This window comes from Pseudomonadota bacterium, from assembly GCA_039193195.1.
Lineage (GTDB): Bacteria > Pseudomonadota > Gammaproteobacteria > Steroidobacterales > JBCBZW01 > JBCBZW01.
Genome location: JBCCWS010000015.1, coordinates 95577 through 117711, shown reverse-complemented (window position 1 = coordinate 117711; position 22135 = coordinate 95577). Strand labels below are relative to the sequence as shown.

The 22135-nt window shown below is 64.1% G+C and carries 17 protein-coding genes; 6 read left to right on the top strand and 11 right to left on the bottom strand.

Going from position 1 to position 22135, the window contains the following annotated elements:
- Window positions 1-311: 311 nt before the first annotated feature.
- Window positions 312-848: a hypothetical protein gene (locus AAGA68_13990; protein MEM9386171.1), complete on the bottom strand. Its 537-nt coding sequence runs from the start codon at window positions 846-848 to the stop codon at window positions 312-314.
- Between the two features lie 594 nt (window positions 849-1442).
- Here AAGA68_13990 and AAGA68_13985 point away from each other — a divergent pair.
- Window positions 1443-4598: a TonB-dependent receptor gene (locus AAGA68_13985; protein ID MEM9386170.1), complete on the top strand. Its 3156-nt coding sequence runs from the start codon at window positions 1443-1445 to the stop codon at window positions 4596-4598.
- 70 nt (window positions 4599-4668) lie between these two features.
- Here the strand turns inward: AAGA68_13985 and AAGA68_13980 are convergent, their stop codons facing one another.
- A complete protein-coding gene (locus tag AAGA68_13980) occupies window positions 4669-5265 on the bottom strand; it encodes a twin-arginine translocation pathway signal protein (GenBank protein MEM9386169.1) in 597 nt (198 codons plus the stop codon).
- Between the two features lie 372 nt (window positions 5266-5637).
- Here AAGA68_13980 and AAGA68_13975 point away from each other — a divergent pair, with 372 nt between their 5' ends.
- The 4 genes from AAGA68_13975 to AAGA68_13960 all read left to right on the top strand — a co-directional run bounded on the left by AAGA68_13975 (window position 5638) and on the right by AAGA68_13960 (window position 12803).
- Window positions 5638-6597, top strand: a complete 960-nt coding sequence (locus AAGA68_13975) for a sterol desaturase family protein (protein ID MEM9386168.1) — start codon at window positions 5638-5640, stop codon at window positions 6595-6597.
- Window positions 6598-6982: 385 nt separating this feature from the next.
- Window positions 6983-8554 (top strand): efflux transporter outer membrane subunit, encoded by a 1572-nt coding sequence (locus tag AAGA68_13970; protein ID MEM9386167.1) that lies wholly within the window; start codon window positions 6983-6985, stop codon window positions 8552-8554.
- Between the two features lie 24 nt (window positions 8555-8578).
- A complete protein-coding gene (locus tag AAGA68_13965) occupies window positions 8579-9679 on the top strand; it encodes an efflux RND transporter periplasmic adaptor subunit (GenBank protein ID MEM9386166.1) in 1101 nt (366 codons plus the stop codon).
- Between the two features lie 25 nt (window positions 9680-9704).
- The gene (locus AAGA68_13960) at window positions 9705-12803 is read left to right on the top strand and encodes an efflux RND transporter permease subunit (GenBank protein ID MEM9386165.1); all 3099 of its coding nucleotides are present in this window, start codon (window positions 9705-9707) and stop codon (window positions 12801-12803) included.
- 55 nt (window positions 12804-12858) lie between these two features.
- Here AAGA68_13960 and AAGA68_13955 read toward each other — a convergent pair whose 3' ends face one another.
- The 6 genes from AAGA68_13955 to AAGA68_13930 form a co-directional block, all read right to left on the bottom strand.
- Window positions 12859-13848, bottom strand: coding sequence for a hypothetical protein (locus tag AAGA68_13955; protein MEM9386164.1), 990 nt, complete (start codon window positions 13846-13848; stop codon window positions 12859-12861).
- Window positions 13849-14151: 303 nt separating this feature from the next.
- Complete coding sequence (locus AAGA68_13950; protein ID MEM9386163.1) at window positions 14152-15147, bottom strand: AraC family transcriptional regulator ligand-binding domain-containing protein; 996 nt, start codon at window positions 15145-15147, stop codon at window positions 14152-14154.
- Window positions 15148-15410: 263 nt separating this feature from the next.
- Window positions 15411-15803: a DoxX family protein gene (locus tag AAGA68_13945; GenBank protein ID MEM9386162.1), complete on the bottom strand. Its 393-nt coding sequence runs from the start codon at window positions 15801-15803 to the stop codon at window positions 15411-15413.
- 165 nt (window positions 15804-15968) lie between these two features.
- The gene (locus tag AAGA68_13940; protein MEM9386161.1) at window positions 15969-16160 is read right to left on the bottom strand and encodes a DUF2845 domain-containing protein; all 192 of its coding nucleotides are present in this window, start codon (window positions 16158-16160) and stop codon (window positions 15969-15971) included.
- Between the two features lie 93 nt (window positions 16161-16253).
- Window positions 16254-16805: a hypothetical protein gene (locus AAGA68_13935; protein ID MEM9386160.1), complete on the bottom strand. Its 552-nt coding sequence runs from the start codon at window positions 16803-16805 to the stop codon at window positions 16254-16256.
- A 133-nt stretch (window positions 16806-16938) separates the two neighbouring features.
- On the bottom strand, window positions 16939-17997 hold the full coding sequence (locus AAGA68_13930) for a helix-turn-helix domain-containing protein (protein ID MEM9386159.1): 1059 nt from the start codon (window positions 17995-17997) through the stop codon (window positions 16939-16941).
- A 389-nt stretch (window positions 17998-18386) separates the two neighbouring features.
- Here AAGA68_13930 and AAGA68_13925 point away from each other — a divergent pair, with 389 nt between their 5' ends.
- Window positions 18387-18932: a DUF4124 domain-containing protein gene (locus AAGA68_13925; protein ID MEM9386158.1), complete on the top strand. Its 546-nt coding sequence runs from the start codon at window positions 18387-18389 to the stop codon at window positions 18930-18932.
- Between the two features lie 18 nt (window positions 18933-18950).
- Here AAGA68_13925 and AAGA68_13920 read toward each other — a convergent pair whose 3' ends face one another.
- From AAGA68_13920 to AAGA68_13910, 3 genes are read right to left on the bottom strand one after another with little or no spacing between them, the layout of a single operon-like run.
- Entirely contained in the window at window positions 18951-19961 is a 1011-nt protein-coding gene (locus tag AAGA68_13920) for an MBL fold metallo-hydrolase (GenBank protein MEM9386157.1), read from the bottom strand.
- A gap of 17 nt (window positions 19962-19978) precedes the next feature.
- On the bottom strand, window positions 19979-20977 hold the full coding sequence (locus tag AAGA68_13915) for an MBL fold metallo-hydrolase (GenBank protein ID MEM9386156.1): 999 nt from the start codon (window positions 20975-20977) through the stop codon (window positions 19979-19981).
- Between the two features lie 33 nt (window positions 20978-21010).
- Window positions 21011-22135 carry a HupE/UreJ family protein gene (locus AAGA68_13910; GenBank protein ID MEM9386155.1) on the bottom strand — a complete coding sequence of 375 codons (1125 nt, stop codon included), beginning with the start codon at window positions 22133-22135 and terminating at the stop codon, window positions 21011-21013.

Sequence of the window (22135 nt, the reverse complement as noted above, 5' to 3'; positions counted from 1 at the left end):
GCTCTTCTCGCCAGCGCTGCAGGGCCGCTCTGTTGACTCGCCTGACGTCTCAGTTCGGCCCGCTCTTCGTCGGTCAAATGGATAGGAGTACTCATAGCTGGAATTGTACTCCGAATCTAGCTGTTACACTCCACTAGTGTCCTGAGTTAGAGGTTAGTTGTTGAATTCGCACGCGAGTTTTTGTCCCTGAGCGCGGCGCGAGGACGAGCGTGGCAGGTCCCACGGGAGGAGGAGCAACGTGTTCAGGGGCGAAAAGGTGCCGCGAATTCATCAACGAACCTCCAACTCAGGACACTAGCAGTCGCCCCCGTTCATTTGCTCTGCTCAGGGAAGGTCGGTCGTAGAAGATCATCATCGCTCGGCTGTCCCAGATCGGCGCATGCCTCGCGCGTCGGTTCGATCGTGAACGCCACAAAGTCGATCCGCCAGCCGCCCGCCTTGGTCAGGGTGAATTGATCGATGCCGCAATGGGAAAAACCACCTTCCTCGCGGATCAGCACGTAGGGCAGCCACACCACGGCCAGTCGTCCGCGTTGGAGCACCTTGGGCGACCAGTAGGACTCTCGAAAGGGCGCCCACGGCTGGTGGCGCATGCGCGCGACAGTGTCCCTGCCCTCGCGCACGGCTATAGAAGCCGCGCCCTCCTCACCATCCGGTCGGATCAGTACCGTGCGGCTGTGGGGCTGAAGTACCGCTTCGAGGGTATCTGCATCGCCTGCGTGAAGGGCGAGGAAAAACGCGTCGATCACCTCGAGAATGGCGCCCTCCTCAGGTGTGGGGGTGGCGAGGGCAGCGCCGGCAGCGAGAAGGGCGAGGCAGCCTGTGGTGAGGCGTCGAATATGGTGCATGTTAAGGACTCCAGGGGGCATCCGTAGGCAACGACGATCAGTCCATTGTGCCCGCCTCGCGCGCACGGCTCATGGGCGGGGCCTCGGGGCGATCGAGTTCAACGCAGTGACTCGGCACATATTTATCAGGGCGCTGCAGGACCCCAGGATGGAATCGATAGCAAGGTACCGTCCGTGGGAGCCGGCGCATGCAGCAGGGGGCTACGGCTGCACTGCTGCAGTGCACATTGCCCCGTTGTGTGGCCAAAAGGGGACTGCGGCTCGCCGCGTAAAGCTCCAGGGTGGGAACGTTATGGTCAGATGATTGAAAGCGCAACGGGATGTCCATGCCCACTCCTTGCCTTTGCAGTCGGTTGCAAGGGCCAGGAAGATGCAGAGCTCGCGCGTTTTCAGTCATCCACGACGCGATCGGCGCCCACTGAATGCTTTCGGTAGTGAACTTGGCACCTAACTTGCTCTGGTAAGCCACGAGAGGCGGCATGCTCACTAGAGCCGCTGCCGTGTGCGAAGGCGCGGGTTGAGACCAAGGATGCAGCCGCTAGACCGTTGGCGACACGTTGGACTTGGCACCTGCAAGCGACAGGGGAGAGTCCGATGTATCGGCAGAGTAGAAAGAGCATCGCCCGCATTGTGGGTGCGATGGCCCGCATTGTGGGTGCGATGGTATGTGCCCACGGCATGGCAGCGGGCACCGCGCTCGCGCAGACGGAGGAGTCCGTTGAAGAGGTAGTGGTAACGGGGTCCCGCATCGCGACCGACAGCGCGACCTCGTCCGCGAGTCCAGTACAGGTGCTGGGCGGTGATGAGATCCGCACGGGCGGCCAGGTGGACATGGGTGAGCTGCTGCGAGAGACGCCCGCGCTCAATCAGTCCCTTCCCGCAAACTTCTCCGCCCTTCAGGATCCCGCCGCCGGGCAACCGGGGTCCACCGATAGCGATCTTGGCATCGGCTTGCTCAATCTTAGAGGCCTGGGCACCGTGCGTACGCTCGTGCTGGTGAACGGAAGACGCCACGTGGCCGGAGCCCAGGGTGCCGCTGCCGTGGACATCAACACGATCCCCAACACGATGGTCAAGCAGGTCGAGACCCTCACGGGCGGCGCCTCTTCCGTCTATGGCGCGGATGCGGTTACCGGAGTCGTGAACTTCATACTTCGCGATGGCGGTGACTTCGACGGCTTGGAATTCAGCGCTCGCAGCGGCGTGTCCGGGCGTAGCGACGCGGAGGAATACCTGCTGAGCACGGCAGGTGGCTTCGAGTTTGCAGACGGTCGCGGCGATGTCGTGTTCGGCGTGGAGTACCTGCGCAACAACGAGGTCTTCGACTTCGACCGCGACTTCACCGGCCCCAACATCGGCAACGACATCAACAACACGCCTGAGATCGCTGCCGCAACGGGCCTCAACCCGGACGCAGCCCGCGTGTTCGTGCGTCCCGCCGGTAACCCGATCTCGAGCCCTCTGGGCGTGTTCGACCTGTCGACCATCGACTCTTTCGGCGCTATCGACAGTTTCATCTCCGGTAACCCCAGCGGCACGCCAGTGCCGTTCTTCCCCGGCACCAACATTCCGATTCTGCAGGTGATCGACTCGCCTACCAACGGCGTCCCCCGCGCTTACGATCCGGGCCTATTCTCGAACACCTCCCAGAGCTTCATGGTGGGCGACGGCCTGGGCACCACGCTCGGTACCTTGCTGCCGCAGCAAGACCGCGTGGTAGCGAACCTCAACGGTAGCTTCGAGATCAGCCCTGCGCTGCGGATCTTCGCCGAGACCAAGTACTCCTACTCCAAGAACTCCGAGCGCCAGGGCGTGGCGGACTTCAACGACGCTATCCCCATCGCCTACGACAACCCGTACATTCCTGACGCCCTGGCCGCGCAGATTACCGAGTTGCAAGCGCTCGGCATTATCGCCCCCAACCCGAACGACGGCACTTTCTACGGCTTCGGCTCCTCGCGCGATACCTCCGACCTCGCCGTGCTCCCGCGCACCACCGTGAATCGCGACACGGTTCGCGTTGTGGTGGGCATCGACGGGGATCTCGAGCTCTTTGGCGGCATGAACTACGAGGTGTCGTACAACTACGGTAAGACGGACGTTGAGGTGAACAACCAGGGTACGCGCCTGGAGGACCGCTTCTACGCTGCCCTCGACACGGTGGTGGATCCCGCCACGGGTGAGATCGTGTGCCGCTCAGACCTGGACCCGACCGCCCTGCCGTGGGTGGGCGCCACCTTCCCCACGCCGGAATTCTCGACCAATAACTTCACCAGCGCCGGCCAGTTCACACAGTTCGTGAGCTTCCAGCCCGGCGACGGCAGCTGCGTGCCTTTCAACCCCTTCGGCAGCAACGCCGCCACGGAGGAGTACGCGGACTTCGTCTACGTGAACGCCGTCGACAGGTCCGAGCTGCAGCAGAACGTCGTCTTCGCCTCCCTGGCGGGCACGTCGACGAGCCTGTTCGAGCTTCCTGCCGGTCCCGTGGGCTGGGTCGTAGGCCTCGAGTACCGCGAGGAGCAGAGCGAGTTCATCGTGTCCGACGAGGAACTCTCCCTCAACACCTGGAACGGCTCAAACGGCAACGCCCGTTTGCCCTTGGCCGGAGAGTTCGACGTCTTTGAGTACTTCGTTGAGCTGCAGGCGCCTCTGCTAGAGGATCTGCCAGGTATCGAGTACCTAGAGATTACCGGTGCGGCGCGCTTCGCCGACTACAACACGATCGGTACCAACACGGCCTGGTCCCTCGGCGGTCGCTGGTCGCCCGTAAGTGGCCTCACCTTCCGCAGCACCTATTCTGAAGCGGTACGCGCGCCCAACATCGCCGAGCTGTTCTCGCCCCAGCAGCCCGCCTTCTACCCGTTCCTGGACGATCCCTGCTCCATCCAGAACATCGACTCGGGTACGCAGTTCCGCGCGGATAACTGCGCCCAGCTGGTGCCCGACGGCTACGACGTGACCAACTTCATCACCGCAGGTATCCCCGGGGTCACGGGCGGCAACCCGGACCTCAACCAGGAGGAGGCCACCACCTTCACCGCGGGCCTGGTATTCCAGCCTGATCAGCTGCCGGGCCTGCGCTTGATCGTCGACTACTACGACATCGAGATCGAGAGCGCGATCGGCGCCCTGACCGCCTTGCGTATCTCCCAGGCGTGCGTCGACCTGTCTTCGATCGACAACCAGTTCTGTCCCCTGATCCAGCGCGCGCCGGAGGGCTTCATTACCTTCCACCAGGCCGGTCAGGTGAACCTAGGGGCACTGGAAACCAGCGGCGTCGACTTCGGCGTCGACTACACGTTTTCCCTTGGCAAGTACGGTGATCTGTTCGTCGGCGTGACGGGCACGCACCTGCTCGACTTCCGCGAGTTCCAGGACCCGATCGATCAGACCGTGTTCGAGGACCGTGTGGAGGAGTTCGGCTTTCCGGAGTGGATCATGAACTTCTCGGCCAACTGGCGCTGGCAGAACTTCTCCCTGGCATGGGCCTCACGCTTGGAAACCAGTCAGCTGTTGCCGACGATCCAGAACGCCCAGGTGGCCGCCGATCCCCTGTTCGTCGATCCCCTGCGCACAGGGAGCGGCATGGTGCACGACTTCACCTTTGGCTACGAGGCCACCGACAAGATCAGCGTCTACGGTGGTATTAACAACGCCTTCGATGAGGACCCCTACCTCGGGTCCCTCGCGCGGCCGGCGGGGCCTCGCGGACGCTTCATGTTCGCCGGGGTGACGGTGCGTACGAACTAGGCACTCGCGCCCGCTGCTAGGGTCTGGGTCTGCGTGGCGACTCGCCGCGCAGACCCTTCAACAGCTTGCCTCACCGCGCCGGCAGCTCATCCCACACCTCCCACGGGATCGCCCGTCCGGGGAACGCCACCCTCTCGAAGGGCCATTGGTCGGCAACCCACGTCCTCACCCAGGCGTAGAGTTCCTGATCGAAGCCGGCATCGAATTCTTCCTCGGTCGTCCACAGGCTCACCTTAGCGTCGTAGCCAGCCTTGTCCGAAGGGTGGATGTAGACGCATCCGCGCTCGCGCGTGCCGTCGGGGGTGAGGACCGCGTAGGCAAAGGACTCACGTCGTTCGAAGCGCCCCTGCTCGCTTTGCATGTCGAGCATCGCATCCTCGTCGGTGATGCCCTCGTGGGGCCATGAGGTGCTGCGTGTAAAGGTCTGCTGTAGGTGCTCGATGGAGGACATGTAAGCGACGAAGTCCACTTCCACCAACGCGGGCCCTAGGGGCTGCAGCTCGAAGTCCGGGCCCTCCACGCGCGTAGGCGGCGAGAAGTCCTGGGGGATAAAGGAAGCGGTCGTGGGTGACTCATCTGATTCGATAGGCGCCGGATCGCACGCGCTGAGCAGCAGCAGGGGTAGCGCCGTGAGGCACAAGGCTTGTAGGACACGCGTGCGGAACATAGACGCTCTCCGGCAATGGGCAAGTTGCGGATCCTACGCGAACGATCACTGGCCTACCGAATCGCTCAGGGACATCATCCCAAGAGGCGCCGATGACGTACACGGGTAGATGGCTCGTGCATCATATTAGGGCTTCTGGTGAACCAACTGGGGGCGCCACGCAGTGGCTGGCGTGCTTTGCGCTTCTTATCGCGGGCAGTAGTAGCTGGGTGTGAACTCAGGAGTTCGGGCGATAGCGTCGTACAGCATTCGATTTCATCAGCCGATTAGCCCCACGTTCTGCTCGAGAAGGGCTTGGTCTAACGCGGTGGCCCAAAAGTTGCTTGGAAAACAGGAGTGCGTGCCAAGACGAGCAGGATGGGGACGACCCAAATGAGTGACGGAGTGATGGACCCAGCGGCGGCCACGGCGGATTCAGTGGGCGCGTCGGCGGCACCACGTTGGACTCGCAAAGACATGCTCTGGGCGCTCGTGCAGCCCACGCTAGTGCTGGGCTCTATGGTGTTGGTCGCCACGATGGTGGTGGGCGAGTGGTTCGATCACAAGCTGTTTGCCGCCATGATGATCGTCTTGCCCATTCCCCTCGTGATCGTAGCCGAGCGGATCTGGACTAAGCGCGACGACTGGCTCCTGGAGCCGAAGGAGATGGCCGAAGACGCCTTCTGGCTCGCCTTCGCGGGGCTGCTCTGGGTGCCGCTGTACAGCGACTACTACCGCACCCCGATCTCCGATGCGTTCAAGGCCCTGCGCGACATGGCGCCCCTGCAGATCAGCCTGCAGCCCCAGTCCGTGCTGGGCCTCATCGGGGCTGCTATTCTGGTCATGTCCATCTCTAGCTTCGTCTACTACTGGCTGCATCGTTGGCAGCACGAGCACGCCTTCTGGTGGCGTATTCACGCCACCCATCACCACATCACCAAGATGGGCTGTATGCGCGGAGACCGCACTCATCCTCTTGAGTACCTGGCTTTAGCGTTAGGCACGCCGATCGCCCTTGCGTTGCTCGGTGCGAGTGACTACGTGATGGCGGTGGCGGGTGCCTTCGGCATGTGGAACGGCACGCTCAACCACTCTAATCTGCCGCTCAAGTCCATGCCCGGGTACAACTGGTTTTTCGCCACAGCGCAGCAGCATCACGTACACCATGCCCTCGATCTGAACCAGAGCAACACGAACTACGGCTGCAACATCATCCTGTGGGACCGGATCTTCGGCACCTACTGCGCCGACGAGGAGGTAGGGCAGATCGGTGCCGGCAAGGCCGAACCGCTCTCGATCAAAGAACAGCTGCTCTTGGCCTTCTACTCGAAGGAAAAACTCGACAACATCTAGCGAGCGGGTCGCGCGACTGCGACCGCTACCCGCAGCTTCATCCCACCTTCAGTAGGAACCCGTTCCGTCGGTGCCCGCAGCGTCGATGAGAGTCCCTTCGGTTTCTTCGATAGCGCACTAGTGAGCCCCGCGCCCCCAACGGTCAGCTGTCCTCTGATCGTTCCGGTCCCATCGTGTCGCGATTGGTCCTTACTGAATCCCGGTCACAGCATTACGTTGGCGATCTGATTGAGTTGCGTTCACGGCGCACCTCAAGGTCAAGGACGAACTGATCGAGGAGCCCTCGTTGGTGGCCGCCACCGGAACTTGTGAGTCTGTAATCTACTCGTTTCGCCGCGCCTCACAGTCAGCTGCGCGCCCGCATACCCTTAGCCGACTGTTTGCAGTGGCGGTTGCGGCAGCCATCCTGGCTCTGGTCAATGCCTGTGCGGTCGGCCCCGACTTCAACCGTCCGCGGGTCGAGCTACCGCCCGCGTGGACTGCTGTGGGGGGAGATCAAGGTGAGCCCGCGCCGCCACCTAAGGAATTCTCCACCGCGTGGTGGGAGGGCTTTGACGATCCACAGCTCACCTCTCTGGTCGTCGAGGTGTTCGAGCAGAACCTGGATATCGAAGCGGCCGGCCTGCGGGTGCTGCAGGCGCGCGCGGGGTTGGCCATCGCGTTCGGCAATCGCCTGCCGCAATCGCAAAGCGCCAGCGGCAGCCTCACCGCGATTGGCTTGAGCGAGAACGACCCGTCGTTTTTCCCAGGCGCAGACGATCAGTTCGGTGTGGTCTCCCTTGGCTTCGACAGCACCTGGGAGCTGGACTTCTGGGGTCGCTTCCGCCGTGGCGTGGAAGCAGCCGTGGCCGACTTCGGCGGCGCAGTGGCGGCCTACGATGCCGTGAGCCTGGCGCTCATCGCCGAGACGGCGAGTACCTACGTCGCGGTGCGCACCCTGCAAGAGTTGTACGAAGTCACGCGCGAGAACGTAGCGCTGCAGCAGCGAAGCCTGGAGATCGCCGACGTCCTCGCGCGCAACGAGCGCACGACGGAGCTCGATGTTGAGCAGGCGCGCACCCTCGCGGAGTCCACCCGCGCCGACCTGCCGACGATTCAAGCGGACTTGCAGCAGGCACTGAACGCCTTGAGCTTGCTGCTGGGCGAAGCGCCGGGCAGGGTTGCGGCTCGCATCGGCATAGGTAAGGTGCCTGCCCCGGAAATGCCCCTGGAGACTGGCGTTCCCGCAGAGTTGCTGCGCCGCCGGCCCGACGTGCGCGTCGCCGAACTCGAGGCAGCGGCGCAGAGTGCTCGCGTCGGGATCGCCCAGGCGGATCGATACCCTGCCTTCGGTCTGAGCGGCTCCGTTGGGCTCACCAACGCGAATACGGGATCCCGAGACCTATCGGAAGTGTTCGCTGCCGACAGTCTGGAGTGGACCCTCGGCCCTTTCTTTAGCTGGCCGGTGTTCAACTACGGCCGCCTGATCAACACAGTGCGAGTCGAGGACGCCGCCCTGCAGGAGAGTCTGGTCGCCTACCGCACATCGGTGCTCAGCGCCGCGCGGGAGGTGGAGGATGCGATCGCCGACGTGCTCGGTGAGCGTGCGGCGCTCACGCACGTACAGGCCAGCGCCGATGCGGCTCGGCGAGCGGTGGACCTTGCCTTGCTCCAATACCGAGAGGGCATCGCGGATTACCAACGCGTGCTCGACACGCAGCGCACCCTGAACTCGCAGCAACAGATCCTCGTGCGCAGTCGTGGCGCGGTTGCGGACAGCGTGATCGGGCTTTACCTCGCCCTCGGCGGTGGATGGGAACTGCGCGAGCGCTCGCCGCTGATCGACGGGGCCACCATCGATGAGATGCGCGCGCGCACGAACTGGGGAGCGCTGCTCGATGACGTGGCGCTCGAACAGACGCCCACGGTGCCCGAGCCGGCTAGCGAACAACCGTTTTTCCGTTCGCCTCTTCCCTAACTTAACGACGAAATAGGATCGACCGTGATCAGCCATCCCCTCCAGCTACGTACGGCCATCGGTGCGCTCATCGTTGGGTCGTGCCTGACTGCGTGTAGCGAGGCGCCTGCGCCCGCACCCCCGCCTGTTCGCCCGGTGAAGTTCTTCCAGGTGTATGAAGGCGGTGGAGAGCGCGACCAGGAATACCCGGGTGAGGTCCGTGCGGCGGATACGGCTTCCGTTGGCTTCGAGGTGTCCGGTCGCGTAGTCAGTTTGCTGGCCCAAGAGGGGCAGAAGGTGGCCGCTGGCGATGTGCTCGCCACCTTGGACGATCGCGACTACCGCGCCAACCTGGATATCGCTCAAGCCGACCTGCGCAAGGCACAGGCGGACTTGCAACGCAGCGAGAGCGTCTATGCGGAGGACCCAGGGGCGATCACCGTCGAGCGCATCGACAGCGATCGCCGCGCCTTGGAAGTGGCCCAGGCGCAGGTAGCACAGGCGCGCAAAGCGGTGGAGGACTGCACGGTGCGTGCCCCCTTCGACGGCGTGGTGTCGCGGCGGCTGATCGAGCAGTTCGAAAACGTGCAGGCCAAGCAACCGGTGGTGATCGTCGAGAATCTGGCGAGGATCGAAGTGGAGGTGGCTGTGCCGGAACGCGACGTGTTGGAACGAGGCCGCCCCGGCAATGGCCTGTCGGCCGCGGACCTCGAGTTGCTCACGGCCGAGATCTCGCCCCGCATCACCTTCAACGCGCTGCCCGGGATCGAACTCCCTGGGCGTATCACGGAGGTGGCGGCGCGCGCGGATGCCACCACCCGCACCTTCGCGGCTCGCATCGCCTTCGACGCACCCCAAGACATCACGTTGCTGCCCGGCATGACGGCCCGAGTGAAGGGGCGCTTCGAGGGCGCTGCCGCCATCGTTGACATCCCTCTCTCTGCTCTTGCGTCTACGACGCAGGCGCAGGGCCGGGTGTGGGTGATCGACACGCAGAGCATGACCGTCACGGGGCGGGAGGTGCTGCTCGGGTCCTTGCATGAAGATCGAGTGACGGTGCTGGCGGGCTTGAGCGGTGGCGAGGTCATCGCTGCCACCGGAGCTGCACAACTGGCCGAGGGCATGAAGGTGAGGCGCTTCGAATGACGGTTTCCCCTTGGAGTGTGGGTCCATGAACCTGGCCGCGATTTCCCTGCGCAACCGCTTCACGACCTTGATGCTGACGGCGGTGTTGTTTGTCGGAGGGTTGCTGACCTATCAGGATCTCTCCCGCCTGGAAGATCCCGAGTTCACCATCAAGAAAGCGCTGGTGATCACGAGCTACTCCGGCGCCTCGCCCGCCGAGGTGGAGCGCGAGGTGACGGAGAAGATCGAGCGCGCCGTGCAGCAGATGGGGCAGACCAAGGAGGTGGAGTCGCGTTCCGAACGCGGACTGTCAATCGTCACGGTCACCGTCAAGGATCAGTACGGCCCAGACGAACTGCCCCAGGTATGGGACGAGCTGCGGCGTAAGGTCAACGATATGCAGGGGGAGTTACCGCCGATGGCGGGGCCCTCAGCGGTGGAAGATGACTACGGTGACGTCTACGGCATCTTCGTCGCTCTGTACGGTTCCGGCTACACGGCCGCAGAACTCAAACGCGTGGCACAGGATCTGCGCCGCGAGTACCTGCTCGTTAAAGACGTGGCCAAGGTGGAGCTGTGGGGCGATCGCACGGAGGCGATCTACATCGAGCTCGATCGAGATAGGGCTATGCAGCTCGGGATCACACCGGCTAGCCTCGAGGCGTCCATCGTCGATAAGAACCTGGTGGTCGATGCGGGACGCGTGCAGGTGGGCGCCAACCTGATCGCTATCGATCCCACGGGCACCTTCACCTCGAGCGAGGCCATTGGCGATCTTCTGGTGAAGGGCGAGCAGAGCGACGCGCAGATCTACCTCCGCGACATCGCCACGATCCAACGAGGCTACGTGGAGCCTCGCTCACGGATCCTGCGCTTCGATGGCCAAGAAGCCATCGGCATTGGCATTTCGACGGCGGCCGGGGGCAACGTTGTCGAAATGGGCGCGGCGATCGACACGCGTACCCAGGAGATCCTCGAACAGATTCCCCTCGGCCTGGAGTTCGGCGTGATTTCCATGCAGCCCGATGCGGTCACCAGCGCTATCTCGGGCTTTGTCGTGAGCCTGGTCGAAGCTGTGCTGATCGTCGTGGCGGTGTTGTTGGTGTTCATGGGGGTGCGCAGCGGTTTGATCATCGGCTTCATCCTAACGCTCACTATCGCTGGCACCTTCATCTTCATGGATCCCTGGGGCGTGGCGCTTGAGCGGATCTCGCTCGGTGCGTTGATCATCGCCCTAGGTATGCTGGTGGATAATGCCATCGTGGTGGTCGATGGCATGCTCGTGCGCATGCAGCGCGGGATGAGCGCCGAGGACTCGGCGATCGAAGTGGTCGGGCAGACGGCCATCCCCCTGCTGGGGGCGACGGCGGTGGCCATCATGGCCTTCGGTGCCATCGGCCTGTCCGACGACAGTACGGGAGAGTTCTGCCGCAGCTTGTTTCAGGTGGTGCTCATCTCCCTGTCCCTGAGCTGGGTCACAGCGATGACCGTCACACCGCTCGTGTGCGTGGTGTGTTTGAAGCAACCCGATCCCAACGCGCCGCAGAAGGAGGCGTACGGCGGACTACTCTACGGCGCGTATCGACTGCTATTGGAAGGCGCGATCCGCTTCCGCTGGCTCACGGTGGTCGCCGTGGTCGGTCTGTTCGCTGCCTCGCTCTACGGCTTTCGCTACGTTGACCAGAGCTTCTTTCCGGAGTCGACCCGGCCGCAGATCATGCTCGACGTCTGGCTGCCCCAGGGCACGGGCATCGAACAAACCAATGCGGTGGTGGCGCAGATCGAAGACTACCTCGAGCAGCAGCCGCAGGTCAGCACGGTCAGCGCCGTGGTGGGTGCTGGCGCCTTGCGCTTCCTGCTCACCTACAACCAAGAGGATCAGAACAGCGCCTACGCGCAGCTCATCGTCGACATCGAGGACTACCGCGCGGGGCCGGCGCTAATCGACCGTATCGAAGGCGAGCTCGGCCCCCGCCTACCGGAGGCACAGATCTACGGCAAACGCTTCATTCTCGGCCCCGGCAGCGGCGGCAAGGTGCAGGCGCGTTTCTCCGGCGCGGACGCCAACGTGCTGCGCGAGCTTGAAGCCCAAGCGATGCAGATCATGCGGGATGACGGTCGCCTCAAGGCGATCCGTTCGGATTGGCGCAACCGAGTGCCCTACGTGCAGCCGGTGCTAGCGCCGATCGAAAGCAACCGCGCAGGCATCGAGCGACCCGATGTGGCGAGTACGGTACGTGCCGGCTTCGAGGGCGAGGTCATCGCCCAGTTCCGAGAGGACGATGAGCTGCTGCCAATCGTGATCCGTGCCCGCGCGGAGGAACGCAACAACGTAGACAATCTCAACAACCTCCTCATCTGGAGTCCCGCCGCAGGCGAGTCACTGCCTCTGCGCCAGGTGGTGTCGTCCTTCGATACGCGCCTGCGCGATCCAATCATCGAGCGCCTCAACCGCACGCCAACGCTAACCGTGCACGCCGATCCCATGTCGGGCCAAGTCACTACGCGCATCCTCGAGCGAGTGAAGCCGCAGATTGATGCCCTCCCGCTGCCTCCTGGCTACTCACTTGAGTGGTGGGGGGAGTTTCGCGATACGGGGCAGGGCCAGGCGGGCATCCTCGCGAGCCTGCCGTTCTTTTTGCTCGCGATGGTGCTGATCGTCGTCGCCCTGTTCAACTCGGCGCGCCAACCGCTCGTGATCTGGTGCATGGTGCCCCTAGCGCTGGTTGGGGTGAGCGCGGGATTGCTGCTGACAGGGCAGCCGTTTGGCTTCATGTCGCTGCTGGGCTTTCTCAGTCTCTCAGGCATGCTGATCAAGAACGCGATCGTGCTTGTCGATGAGATTGAGCTAAAGAAGGGCGAAGGCGAGGGGCCCTACGACGCCATCGTCAAAGCATCGGTCAGTCGCCTGCGACCAGTGGCGATGGCCGCGCTCACCACGGTCCTCGGCATGATACCGCTGCTCGGGGATGCTTTCTTCGTGTCGATGGCGGTGACGATTATCTTTGGCCTGTCCTTCGCCACCGTGTTGACCATGGTCGTGGTGCCCGTACTGTACGCGATCTTCTTCGCAGTGCCCTCGCCGGAGCGCAAGTCGGAGGCGCCGCTCGACTCGGCGACCGGGGCCTCGCTAGCCACCAGTTGACGCTTTGCACATCCCTCAAATCCCGAGACGTGCTGACGGTCCATCGAGTGGTTCGTCAAGGCAATGCGTCGATGGCGTCGCGCACCAGGGTGGCGTAGTCCGCGTAGCTTTCGGCGGAGCGACCGCGTCCGATCGAGTGGGCGAGGTTGCTGCCCACGCCGGCCACACGATCGGTGCTCGTTTGCCCGAACACGGCGACTAGGGTGCCATTCTCGTGAGGCAGTAGACCGACGATGATCTGCAGCGCATCGTAGCTATGGCTCGAGTAGAACTGGCGCTCTACGATGACCATGCCCTCGTCGGCTTTGAGCAGCATCATGTGGCGAAGAGCGTGATGCACCCGATCTTGCACGGTGTTCTCGACCAGCTGCAGGCGATGGTCCTGGTCCCCATCAGGCACGCCGTTCTCGGCGCTGTCCAACAAGGCACGCAGGGCGTCGAAGGTCGCCCCCGAGCCGCGCACGGAGGCCGTCGCGCGGGCCAGCTCCTCCGCCGGGTCGACCTCACCGCGGCGCCCGCGCTGGTACGGGGCGATGGCCGCTCGTCCCGCGCGCTGATATGCGGTGGCGCGTTGCGCCAACATGGCTCGGTAGAGGGACAGTACCTCGTCGCCACCGGCGGCTTCGCGCAGCGTCTGCGATTCTTCAGCGCTCAGGTTGAATGCGCGATGACCTTTGCTTCGCAGGGTCTGTAGATCGTCGGCCGGCAGCTGCAGAGCAGAGAAGGTCTGCGCACCGCTGATGGCCCAGGTTTTTGCGCCAACTCGAGGATCTCCTTGCTCGATAAGCGCGACCGCCCGCTCGTAGGGCACCGCGGTCCAGGCTAGGCTCGCCGCCGCGAGCTGGCTCTTCGACGCCTCCATCTCGGCCACCCCGCCACTGAGCGTGGCGCCGGCGAGCAGGCTCGCCAGCTGCGCATCGTCGTGGCCGCTTTCGTCCAGCAAGCGTGAGGCGGTCAGATCACCGCGGGCGCCACCCGCTAGCAGCGTGAGCGCAAGCGCGGCGATAGATCCGTAGCGTGTCCCGTTCGCAATGGCAGCGGCCAAAGTACTCTCCCTAGCGATTGGCGTCGTGAGCACGCTGCCATCGAGTTCAGCCCATAGCGAGGACCATTCGCGACACCGACTTGGCGTGCTTAGTCCTAGTGGGCCGCTTGGTAAGTTAAGGTGACGCCCGTGCTACTCGCCCTTCGGGTCTGCACAGGGGCAGCGTCCGTGGCGTTGCATCGCTTGCCAGTGGCTGCGCGACGTGCCTTGCTGACGCTGCCCCTACGCAGACTGAGCGTTACTTTACTTACCAAGCGGCCCACTAGCAGCTATAGGTTGGCCCTCGGCTCTAGCACCGCGCACCTACGGCCCGAGGTGGGCGTTGGCCTGGCGGTAGGCAGTCGGTGTTTCACCGGTCCAGCGCTTGAACGCACGGCGGAAGGCGCGGGCATCGGAATAGCCCACCAGATCGGCGACCGCCTCGATCGTGATGCGAGGGTTGCGAAGCAACTCTCGTGCGGTGTCGAGGCGTACTTCTTCTATCAGTGCCTTAAGGGTGGTGCCATTGGTGTTAGCGAGCCGCTGGGCGGCACGCACGGAGAGTCCTCCTCGCGCGGCGATGGACTCGGCATTGAAGTCACTCAAGGACGCGCTTTGCGCAATCGCCTGGCGCAAAGGCGCTAGGGCAGTGATTGCGGTGGGCCCTTCAATCCGCCGGATCACCTGCGCGAAGTGTTGCTCGACGTAGGCGAATAGCTCGAGGTTTGCTCGGCTGACTTCAGCGTCCAGGCAATTCGGGCGCAGCACTAGGGCGCTGTGTTGCGCCTCGAAAGTGACGGGCGCAGCGAAGTGCTCCTCGTACACCCGGCGGGGGCCGTAAGCAGGGTGGGCGAATTCGACTGCCGAGAGCCCCTCCGCCACGCCTAGCACTTCTGTGAGCAGTCGCGCCGCGATCGCCGCCCCGCACTGGGCCGTGAGCCCCCGGTCCATGTCGTCGGCGGGGTGAGCGACGATGACCCGCGCCGCTTCAGGCTTTTCCTCGAGCGCCATGCTCAGGCGATCGGCGAGTAGGACGCGGCTGCGGATCATGAAGCGCATGGCCGTGCGCACCGTGTCTGCGAACTGAATGCCGTGGGCGAGGCCGCCGAAGTACGTTAACGGGGCTGCGCTGGCCATCTGAATGCATAGGGCTTCGCCGGGTTCACGCGCGTCGATCGCCCGCCATAGGCGCGGTAACACATCTTCCGGCAGTCGCGCGTTGGGATCGACGATAGCCAGACCGGAGACGCCGCAGACGCGCTCCACCTCCCTCATGCTCATGCCGCGGGACAGGGCAAACGCCGCCGTCGTGGATGCCATAGTGGCGAGTATGCGTGCGGATTGGGGTTTCGATGAGGGCGCAGTCATGCCCATAGAGCATACCTTGGCATCAACACCACGTGGTGCTGACGATGCGGGGGAAGGGTAGGCTCCCGTGCGATCAGCCCCTCCGTGCGTGGGATGCTGCGTTCGGCTCAAGCCAATCCGCGGCGAACGAGGTTGGCGCGACGGCCCCAGCGTTAGGCTCGGCGATCGCACAAAGAGCCGAGTCTGAGCGTCGTCACGCCGGTCGTTCTCTTCACCTATGGGATCGTTGCGAGGGGCAGTGTGTGGCTCTCGATGTGCCTGCGAAGCGCGTAGGCGGCGATTAGGATGAGCAGCAATCCGATCGCAGGGATCGCTCTGGTGATCGGGTCGCCAGCGAACAGGTGCGAGCCAGCAGCGCCGACGAATGACACGGCGACGCCGGCGAATGCCCACTCCTGAAGGAATCGGTATCTAGGTTGGTACAGACAAATGATCGCGATGAGGTAGGCAGCACCGAGGATCTGACACAGGTAGGCTGGGTAGCCGAGGCGGGTAATCTGCTCGACCATGGCGCCGCTGAGGTTTGCCGCTGCGCTAGCGAGCAGCACTGCGGCGATGATTCCCTGTAGCGCCCACTGAGTGCGACTCAGCGACCGACTCGCGGTCATGTCTTCTTCCCATTCACGTGCACAACGCCCCCACAAACCTGTGCTCAACATGCCGCAGGGCCTACGGCCGAACCAGGACACTTCCCGACGCGTGGCGGACTATCGATGTCAGATAGAGCCGTGTTCAGCTCGCTGCCAAGTCGCCGAGGCGGGCGGCCGCCGCTGCTATAGGCGCTCGTTCTCGATGCGGTACAAGCGACCGCGATGGTCGAACTCCAGCACGGAGCGTTTCCCTTGGCGTTCATAGATCCAGAAGTTGCTGAGCTTAGCGGTGGGCTGACCGCATTTGCGCAGGACTTCGTGCATGTGTGACCCGTCGGCTCCGCCTGCGTAAACGAGCCTCCCGCTACAGCGCATGGAGTTCGACGTATTCGCAGTGGCTGCGCCGAGGGTAATAGTCGCGAGCAATGTGGCAGTGAGCGCTATGGCCTTGTTCATCTGCTCGACCTGTTACTGCCGTGCGCCGTTCGGAATCGCCGATGTAGGCAAGTCTACTGCTAGCGCAGGGATCTGGATGAGTCCCGCGCCGATGTCCAGCACCGTGCCCTCCGACAGGTCAGCGGCGAGCGTATGGATTGCTGACCGCACGGTCATCTGGCCTCGGCCCTGCACGCCCTCGAAACGTCCCGTGCCACCGATGAGCTCGAACTCACCGCGGCAGGCGCCTGGCCGCCCGCGACATCTCATCGAGGCAAACAGCGTATCGCCCGGAGCTACCGAGATTTCGCAGCTGCCGGTGCCTGCTGAAGCGCGATCGTCAGCCGAGATCTCCTCCACGATGGGACAACGCACGAAGGCCTCATCCATGTCGCCGGATGTGGTCTCGACGTACATGATCCCCTCGATTGCGCCGAGGAAACGCAGACGACGCGGCGCCACAGCGAACACCTGGCCCTTGCCCTGCCAGGAGATGATGATCGACAGGCTGACCTGCTCGGCGCTGCTCGGCGTTGAGATACCGATCGCGAGCGTTAGGAACAGCAGTGTTCGGACGATGATCATCGTTCAGGCGCCTCTCGCGTAGGTTGGCAGGAGCACTCGCAACGCTAGCACTGCTCCGGGAGCGGACACAGGACTGATCCTGGCAGTGACCGGACAGATCTGGCCATCACACACGCCGGGATCGGGTGGGTGCTCATGGACTTGTGGCGACGTGCAACAGGGTGCGTCTGAAGTCGCTCGGGGTCATGTCCGTCCAGCGCTTGAAGGCGCGGCGAAAGGCACGTTCGTCGGAGTAACCAACCCGAAAGGCCACATCGCCGATGGGCCTAAGGGGATCGCGCATCATCAACTTCTTGGCGAGTATGGCCCGTGAATCATCGATCAGGTGGCGCAGGGACTGGCCACTAGCTGCGGCGATTCGCTGTGCGGACCGTACGGACATGCCAGCTTCGCGGGCGACGCCTCGAACGCTGTAATCGCCGGACTCGATCTGCTGCGCGATGGCCCGCTGCAGCCGTGCGTGAGGGTCCACACGTGCCGGCGCCTGACCGAGCAGACGGCGTTGCAACTCAAACTGAAGGTCATAGGCGCGGAAGCGCTCGAGGTTCGAGCTGCACAACGGCTGATCGAGGGTCTGCTTGTCGAACACGAGTGCGACGCCCGTACCCTGCTCGAAGGTAGGTACCGCTCCCCACGCGCGCAGGTAGCAGGCGAGGCTCGCCTTCGGTGCCCACTGCACAGTGAAGTCTCGCAGGGCGAGCTCGCCCTGTAGTACCTCACGCATCAGACGCAGCTTCAGGGCGGTGCCGGCTTCAGCCGCGAGTTCATCCCCCGGCCCCATACGCCTTTGGGACATGAAAAACGCTGCGAAGCGGCGAGACTCATCGAGGGCAAAGGCCACGTCATCTCCAAGCAGGCGACTGTTATCGATGAGAAATTGCAGTGCTGAGCGCAAATCCGGGGCCACTCGCACCGCATCAGCCAAGCCGCCCATCGCGCTAAAGCCAGAGGTGGCGGCCATTTCGAAGGACAGCAGCCGATCCTCATCTGGGCTGCTTCGGGCGATCTCCTGCCAGATTACCCCGCGCAGCGTCAGCGGTAGGCGCTCGGAAGGCACCAAGAGCTCTTGAATACTGGTGCCGCTCGCGGCCTCAAGTCTCGAGATCGGAACTCCGCGTGCCAGGGCGAAGGCCACGGTGGACGCGATCGCAGCGGAACCAACGCGCGGCAGGTTGTGCAAGGCGGGGGTCATTGAAGCAGTCTTTTTGTCCGCATGTGAGCTCCCTCTCACGGTGCTTCGGATCACACACGCCGCGGGTGGACCCGGCCAGGGTCCGTCGCGCTGTGCGGCGATGGCGCCACCAGACTAGCCCCATCGACTGCCGCATAAAATGACGCATAGGGCTGCTCGGGCGCGAGGACAAAAGCTGACAGCTAGGGGACATCCGATGTCGCGCGAACCGATGATCCTGCATCGAAACTCAGCCCCGCCTTCGACGGCACCCTCGGTGGCCTCGAGGGCTGCGGTAAGCTGGCAAGGGTGGCGCGCTCGCGCTCGATCCGATAGGCGGACGGAAACCGTCCCCTGATCGGCACCGATTGACCTGCAGCGTTTCGACGCACGGTGCTAGCGTGAGTGCCATGGCATCCTCGAATCGCGCAGTGATCACAGCCCTCGCTTGCCTTTGGCTCGCGAGTGGGGGGGTGAACGCCGACCAAACCGTCTATCGCTGGGTGGATGAGGACGGCGTGGTCCATGTCTCCGATCAAAAGCCGGACCACATCGAGGCACGCGAGATCATCGTCCCCACAGGCGGACCTACGCGCTCTGCGCCTGCCCCCGCCAAACCCGTGGTTCCCGCAGCCCGCGCGCCCGATGCCCGCGCCCCCCAGGCTGCGCCACGCCCCCAGCCCTCAAGGGCCGTACCCTTGACCCAGATGACTCTGGAGCAGCTCGACGAGCGCTGTGAAACGGCTCGAGAGGTCCGCCTTGGCCCGCTCCGCGCGGCGCAGATCGCCCAGTGCAAGGACGAGGGTGAGGGAGATGAGGACTGGTGTGAGCGCTACTATGCCGACTACGGAGAAGGTGGGCGCACCGCCTCCGGCAGGTATCGCCCAGGGATGTTTCGGGACATTGCCGAGTGTAAGGACGCGCTCGAGGAGCGGCGGCGTCGGGCGTTGGATTAGCGCGGGAAGCGGCGAGTATTAGCGCAGCCAATGCCGTTGCATGAGCGCTGGCGTATACACGGGGTAGCCGTAGGGGCGCTCACCGCGTCCGACACCGTGCATCACGATAAGGTCGGGTAGGGCCTCGACCCACTCGCGGCCATTGATCAGCGTGACCACCGCCCGGCAATCGGCTAGGGCTGACGCTGGCAGCTCGAGCGCATGCTCGCGCGGGCGATAGTTGCTGCGCAGACGATAATCCACCCCTGGGGTTGTGCTCATGTCGATGTGGGCCCCCATCAACCATTTCACTGGATACTCTGCGCTGAATGTCGTCAGCTTATCCAGGCTCTGCGTATAGGCGAAGAAGTCGCGAATGACGATTCGCCCGGGAAGCAAGGTCGTTCCCGTGAAAAGAAAGTCCGTGTAGGGATCGTAGGCGCTGAGGCCCGTAGGGGAAACGCCAGGCGTGGGCAGCAGGGTGAGCGTACGACCACCGCCCAGATCGAGGATCGCGTTGCCGTCTTCCTGCATCACCACGCGTGGCGAGTCGGCCAGCCGATCGGCCGTGATGACCGTCGTGTCCTCGCGATTGACGAACTGGGCGAGGCCGGCGGTCTGCGCGGGTGCATCGCCGGACAACATGATCGTCAGGTGAGGTACTGGCTTGGCCTGAGCAGTGGCCCATCTTGCGAGCACGCCCTCGACGCGCGAGCGCAGGGGAAAGTACTCTGCCTCCTCGGTGGCGCCCGCATCGATCAGCAGCGCGTTGCGCTCTCCGATGAGCAGGTACATGAACGGGGCTTCCCAATGCACTGCCGGGTTCTGCCGCAGGATGTAGGTGTGTTCGTTGTAGCGGTGCACCTGCACCCGCGGGTCAGTGTTGTGCTTAGCGCTGATGCTGCCGTGGATCCAGGCGAAGCGCATGTTGCCGGGTGCGGGGTCGGCGGGGTTGAAGTCGATCGGGGCCGGCGCAGCTTGCGCGCCAGAGGCCATCAAGGCGGCGCACAGCGCGCTGTGCGCAAGGTGCCGGTGGGTGGGTGGGTGCACGGCGCGCTCCTTCGCGGCTAGGGGTCCGTGGTGGTGGCCCAGGGGATCTCGTTGTAGATGAGAAAATCATCGAACACGTAGATGCCGGGGCGCTCGATCGAGCGTGAGGCCTCGATGGCAACGTCAAGCATCGCACGCGTCATCTGCATCGGCGGTTCCTGCGGCTGCCACGTCGTGCCGATGGGATAGTCCACGCCCGGCGCGGTGGTCATCTCGATGTGGTTGTTCACCAGATGGGCGACGGGGTAGTCATCGGCGATCGTGCCTAGGCGTTGAATGCTCGCCGCCCACGCGTCCCAGTCGTCCAGGTAGAGGCGCCCCCGGTAGAACATGTCGCCCGTGTACAGAAGATCCGTCCACGTGTCATAGAGCGAGAGCTCCGAGCCCTGGTGGCCGGGGGAGCCCGTAACGATGAAGGTGCGCCCGCCTAAGTCGAACTCGATTCGCTGCGCCGGGAAATCCTCAAAGCCCCAGAAGGCCATCATCTCCTCGTGCGTGAGCCCCACCATGATGGTGTTCGGGCGGTCTACGAACTGATTCCAGGCGGCGTAGTGATCGCCGTGCAGGTGACTGTTGGCCACGATGAGCTGGGGCTCCTCCACGCCGTGTGTCTGAGCCCACTCGCGCAGGATACTGTCGACCACCTCACGCAGGGGGAATAGGGCGGGCGAGGAGGTCGACCCCTGGTCGATCAGCATCGCCTGGCCGTTGCCGAAGAACAGGTACATGAAGGCGCCTTCGTAGTTGATCGCCTTGTTCTCGCGCAGGATGAACGTGTGCGCGTTGTAGGCGTGCACCTGCACGGGGGGATCGTCGTTGTCCATGGCGGACTTCGAGCCGTGGATCCAGCGTGCTGGGAATTGGCCCTGCGCGCGCCCAGCGGGGTCGAAGTCGATGCGCATGTCATCGAGCGCCGCCACACCGTGGTCCACGGCCGCCAGGGCGAGGGCCGTGCCCCCTACGCCGAGCAGGCGGGAGGTCACCCGCCTACGATTCGCTTTCACTGCGTTGAGCATTCGCACTCCTTGCGGGCGGTCCGGTCCCTAGGCCTACGCCAGCCGCTGCCAAAGCCAGTACAGACCTGTGCCAGCCACTAGCGTCGCCCCTGGTGTTTCTATGCAGGCTTCGTACCAAGGCCTTCGCTGCCAGCGGGAGAGCAGGAGCAGGGCGATCGCGAGCACGCTCAGCTGCCCGAGCTCTACGCCTACGTTGAAGGACACAAGCGCCAACAGGTAGCGCCCGTCGGGCAAGCCGATGTCCGCCAGCACCTGGGCAAAACCGAGCCCGTGAAGCAGGCCGAAGGCGAATACCAGAGCGTAGCGCGAGGTCGCCCGCCCAGGTGCTCGCCGCAGCAAGCACTCGAGGCCGATGTAGGCGATCGACGCCGCGATGAGCGGCTCTACGAGCACCGGTGGCAGGCGGAATGCGCCGAGTATCGCCGTGGCGAGGGTCACCGAATGGGCGACGGTGAAGCAGGATAGCAGGAGCGCTAGTTGTCGCGCGCTACCGCCCACCAGCACCAGGCCGATGATGAACAGCACGTGATCCAAGCCTCGCGGCAGGATGTGCTCGAAGCCCAAGCCCGTGTACACCGCGGCCACGGTGCCCAAGGACCCGGGGGATGACGAGGCGGACGTGTCCGCGGTGAGACTCATGGCGCCGGTGCTGCGCCGATCCCTCGTGAGCAGATCCGACCGCGGTAGTTCACGCCGATCGCTGTCGCTGCGCACCAAGCAGGGCCATGGCACGTCCAAATCGGGGCGCAGGGACACCTCCAGCTGCGCACCCGCTGCTGGTGGCAGGGCCCAGCGCAGGCGCGCCATCTGCGGTGTTAGCGGGTTGCGGATGGCGCCGAGGGAGTCCGCCTGAAGCTCCACGTCGAGGAAGGTCGGGCGCACCCGCACGCCGTCGACCGTGAGCACGATGCCCCCTTCCAACTGCCCTAGCACCGCGACCAACCCTTGCCTGCGCGCATCGATTGGCGCCTTGCTAAGCGCCCAGTAGGCATGGGGGCTCAGCAGCGATTGGCCGAGATCGATCTCCACCTGCAGCTCACCGGCCTCGTGCTCCCATTGGGCGACGGTAACGCGCGTCATGTTTAGCAGGTGAGCCTCCGCTGCACCCGCCAGCAGTACCAGGCAGATGAGTAGGGCGACGGGCAGCGTCGTCCTCAC

Bases quoted from the DNA above. Each gene is read 5' to 3' on its own strand.
- AAGA68_13915 (MEM9386156.1), bottom strand. From the start codon at position 20,977: ATGCTCAACGCAGTGAAAGCGAATCGTAGGCGGGTGACCTCCCGCCTG.
- AAGA68_13925 (MEM9386158.1), top strand. From the start codon at position 18,387: ATGGCATCCTCGAATCGCGCAGTGATCACAGCCCTCGCTTGCCTTTGG.
- AAGA68_13960 (MEM9386165.1), top strand. From the start codon at position 9,705: ATGAACCTGGCCGCGATTTCCCTGCGCAACCGCTTCACGACCTTGATG.
- AAGA68_13975 (MEM9386168.1), top strand. From the start codon at position 5,638: ATGAGTGACGGAGTGATGGACCCAGCGGCGGCCACGGCGGATTCAGTG.
- AAGA68_13985 (MEM9386170.1), top strand. From the start codon at position 1,443: ATGTATCGGCAGAGTAGAAAGAGCATCGCCCGCATTGTGGGTGCGATG.
- AAGA68_13935 (MEM9386160.1), bottom strand. From the start codon at position 16,805: ATGATCATCGTCCGAACACTGCTGTTCCTAACGCTCGCGATCGGTATC.
- AAGA68_13945 (MEM9386162.1), bottom strand. From the start codon at position 15,803: ATGACCGCGAGTCGGTCGCTGAGTCGCACTCAGTGGGCGCTACAGGGA.
- AAGA68_13950 (MEM9386163.1), bottom strand. From the start codon at position 15,147: ATGGCATCCACGACGGCGGCGTTTGCCCTGTCCCGCGGCATGAGCATG.
- AAGA68_13940 (MEM9386161.1), bottom strand. From the start codon at position 16,160: ATGCGCTGTAGCGGGAGGCTCGTTTACGCAGGCGGAGCCGACGGGTCA.
- AAGA68_13980 (MEM9386169.1), bottom strand. From the start codon at position 5,265: ATGTTCCGCACGCGTGTCCTACAAGCCTTGTGCCTCACGGCGCTACCC.
- AAGA68_13930 (MEM9386159.1), bottom strand. From the start codon at position 17,997: ATGACCCCCGCCTTGCACAACCTGCCGCGCGTTGGTTCCGCTGCGATC.
- AAGA68_13990 (MEM9386171.1), bottom strand. From the start codon at position 848: ATGCACCATATTCGACGCCTCACCACAGGCTGCCTCGCCCTTCTCGCT.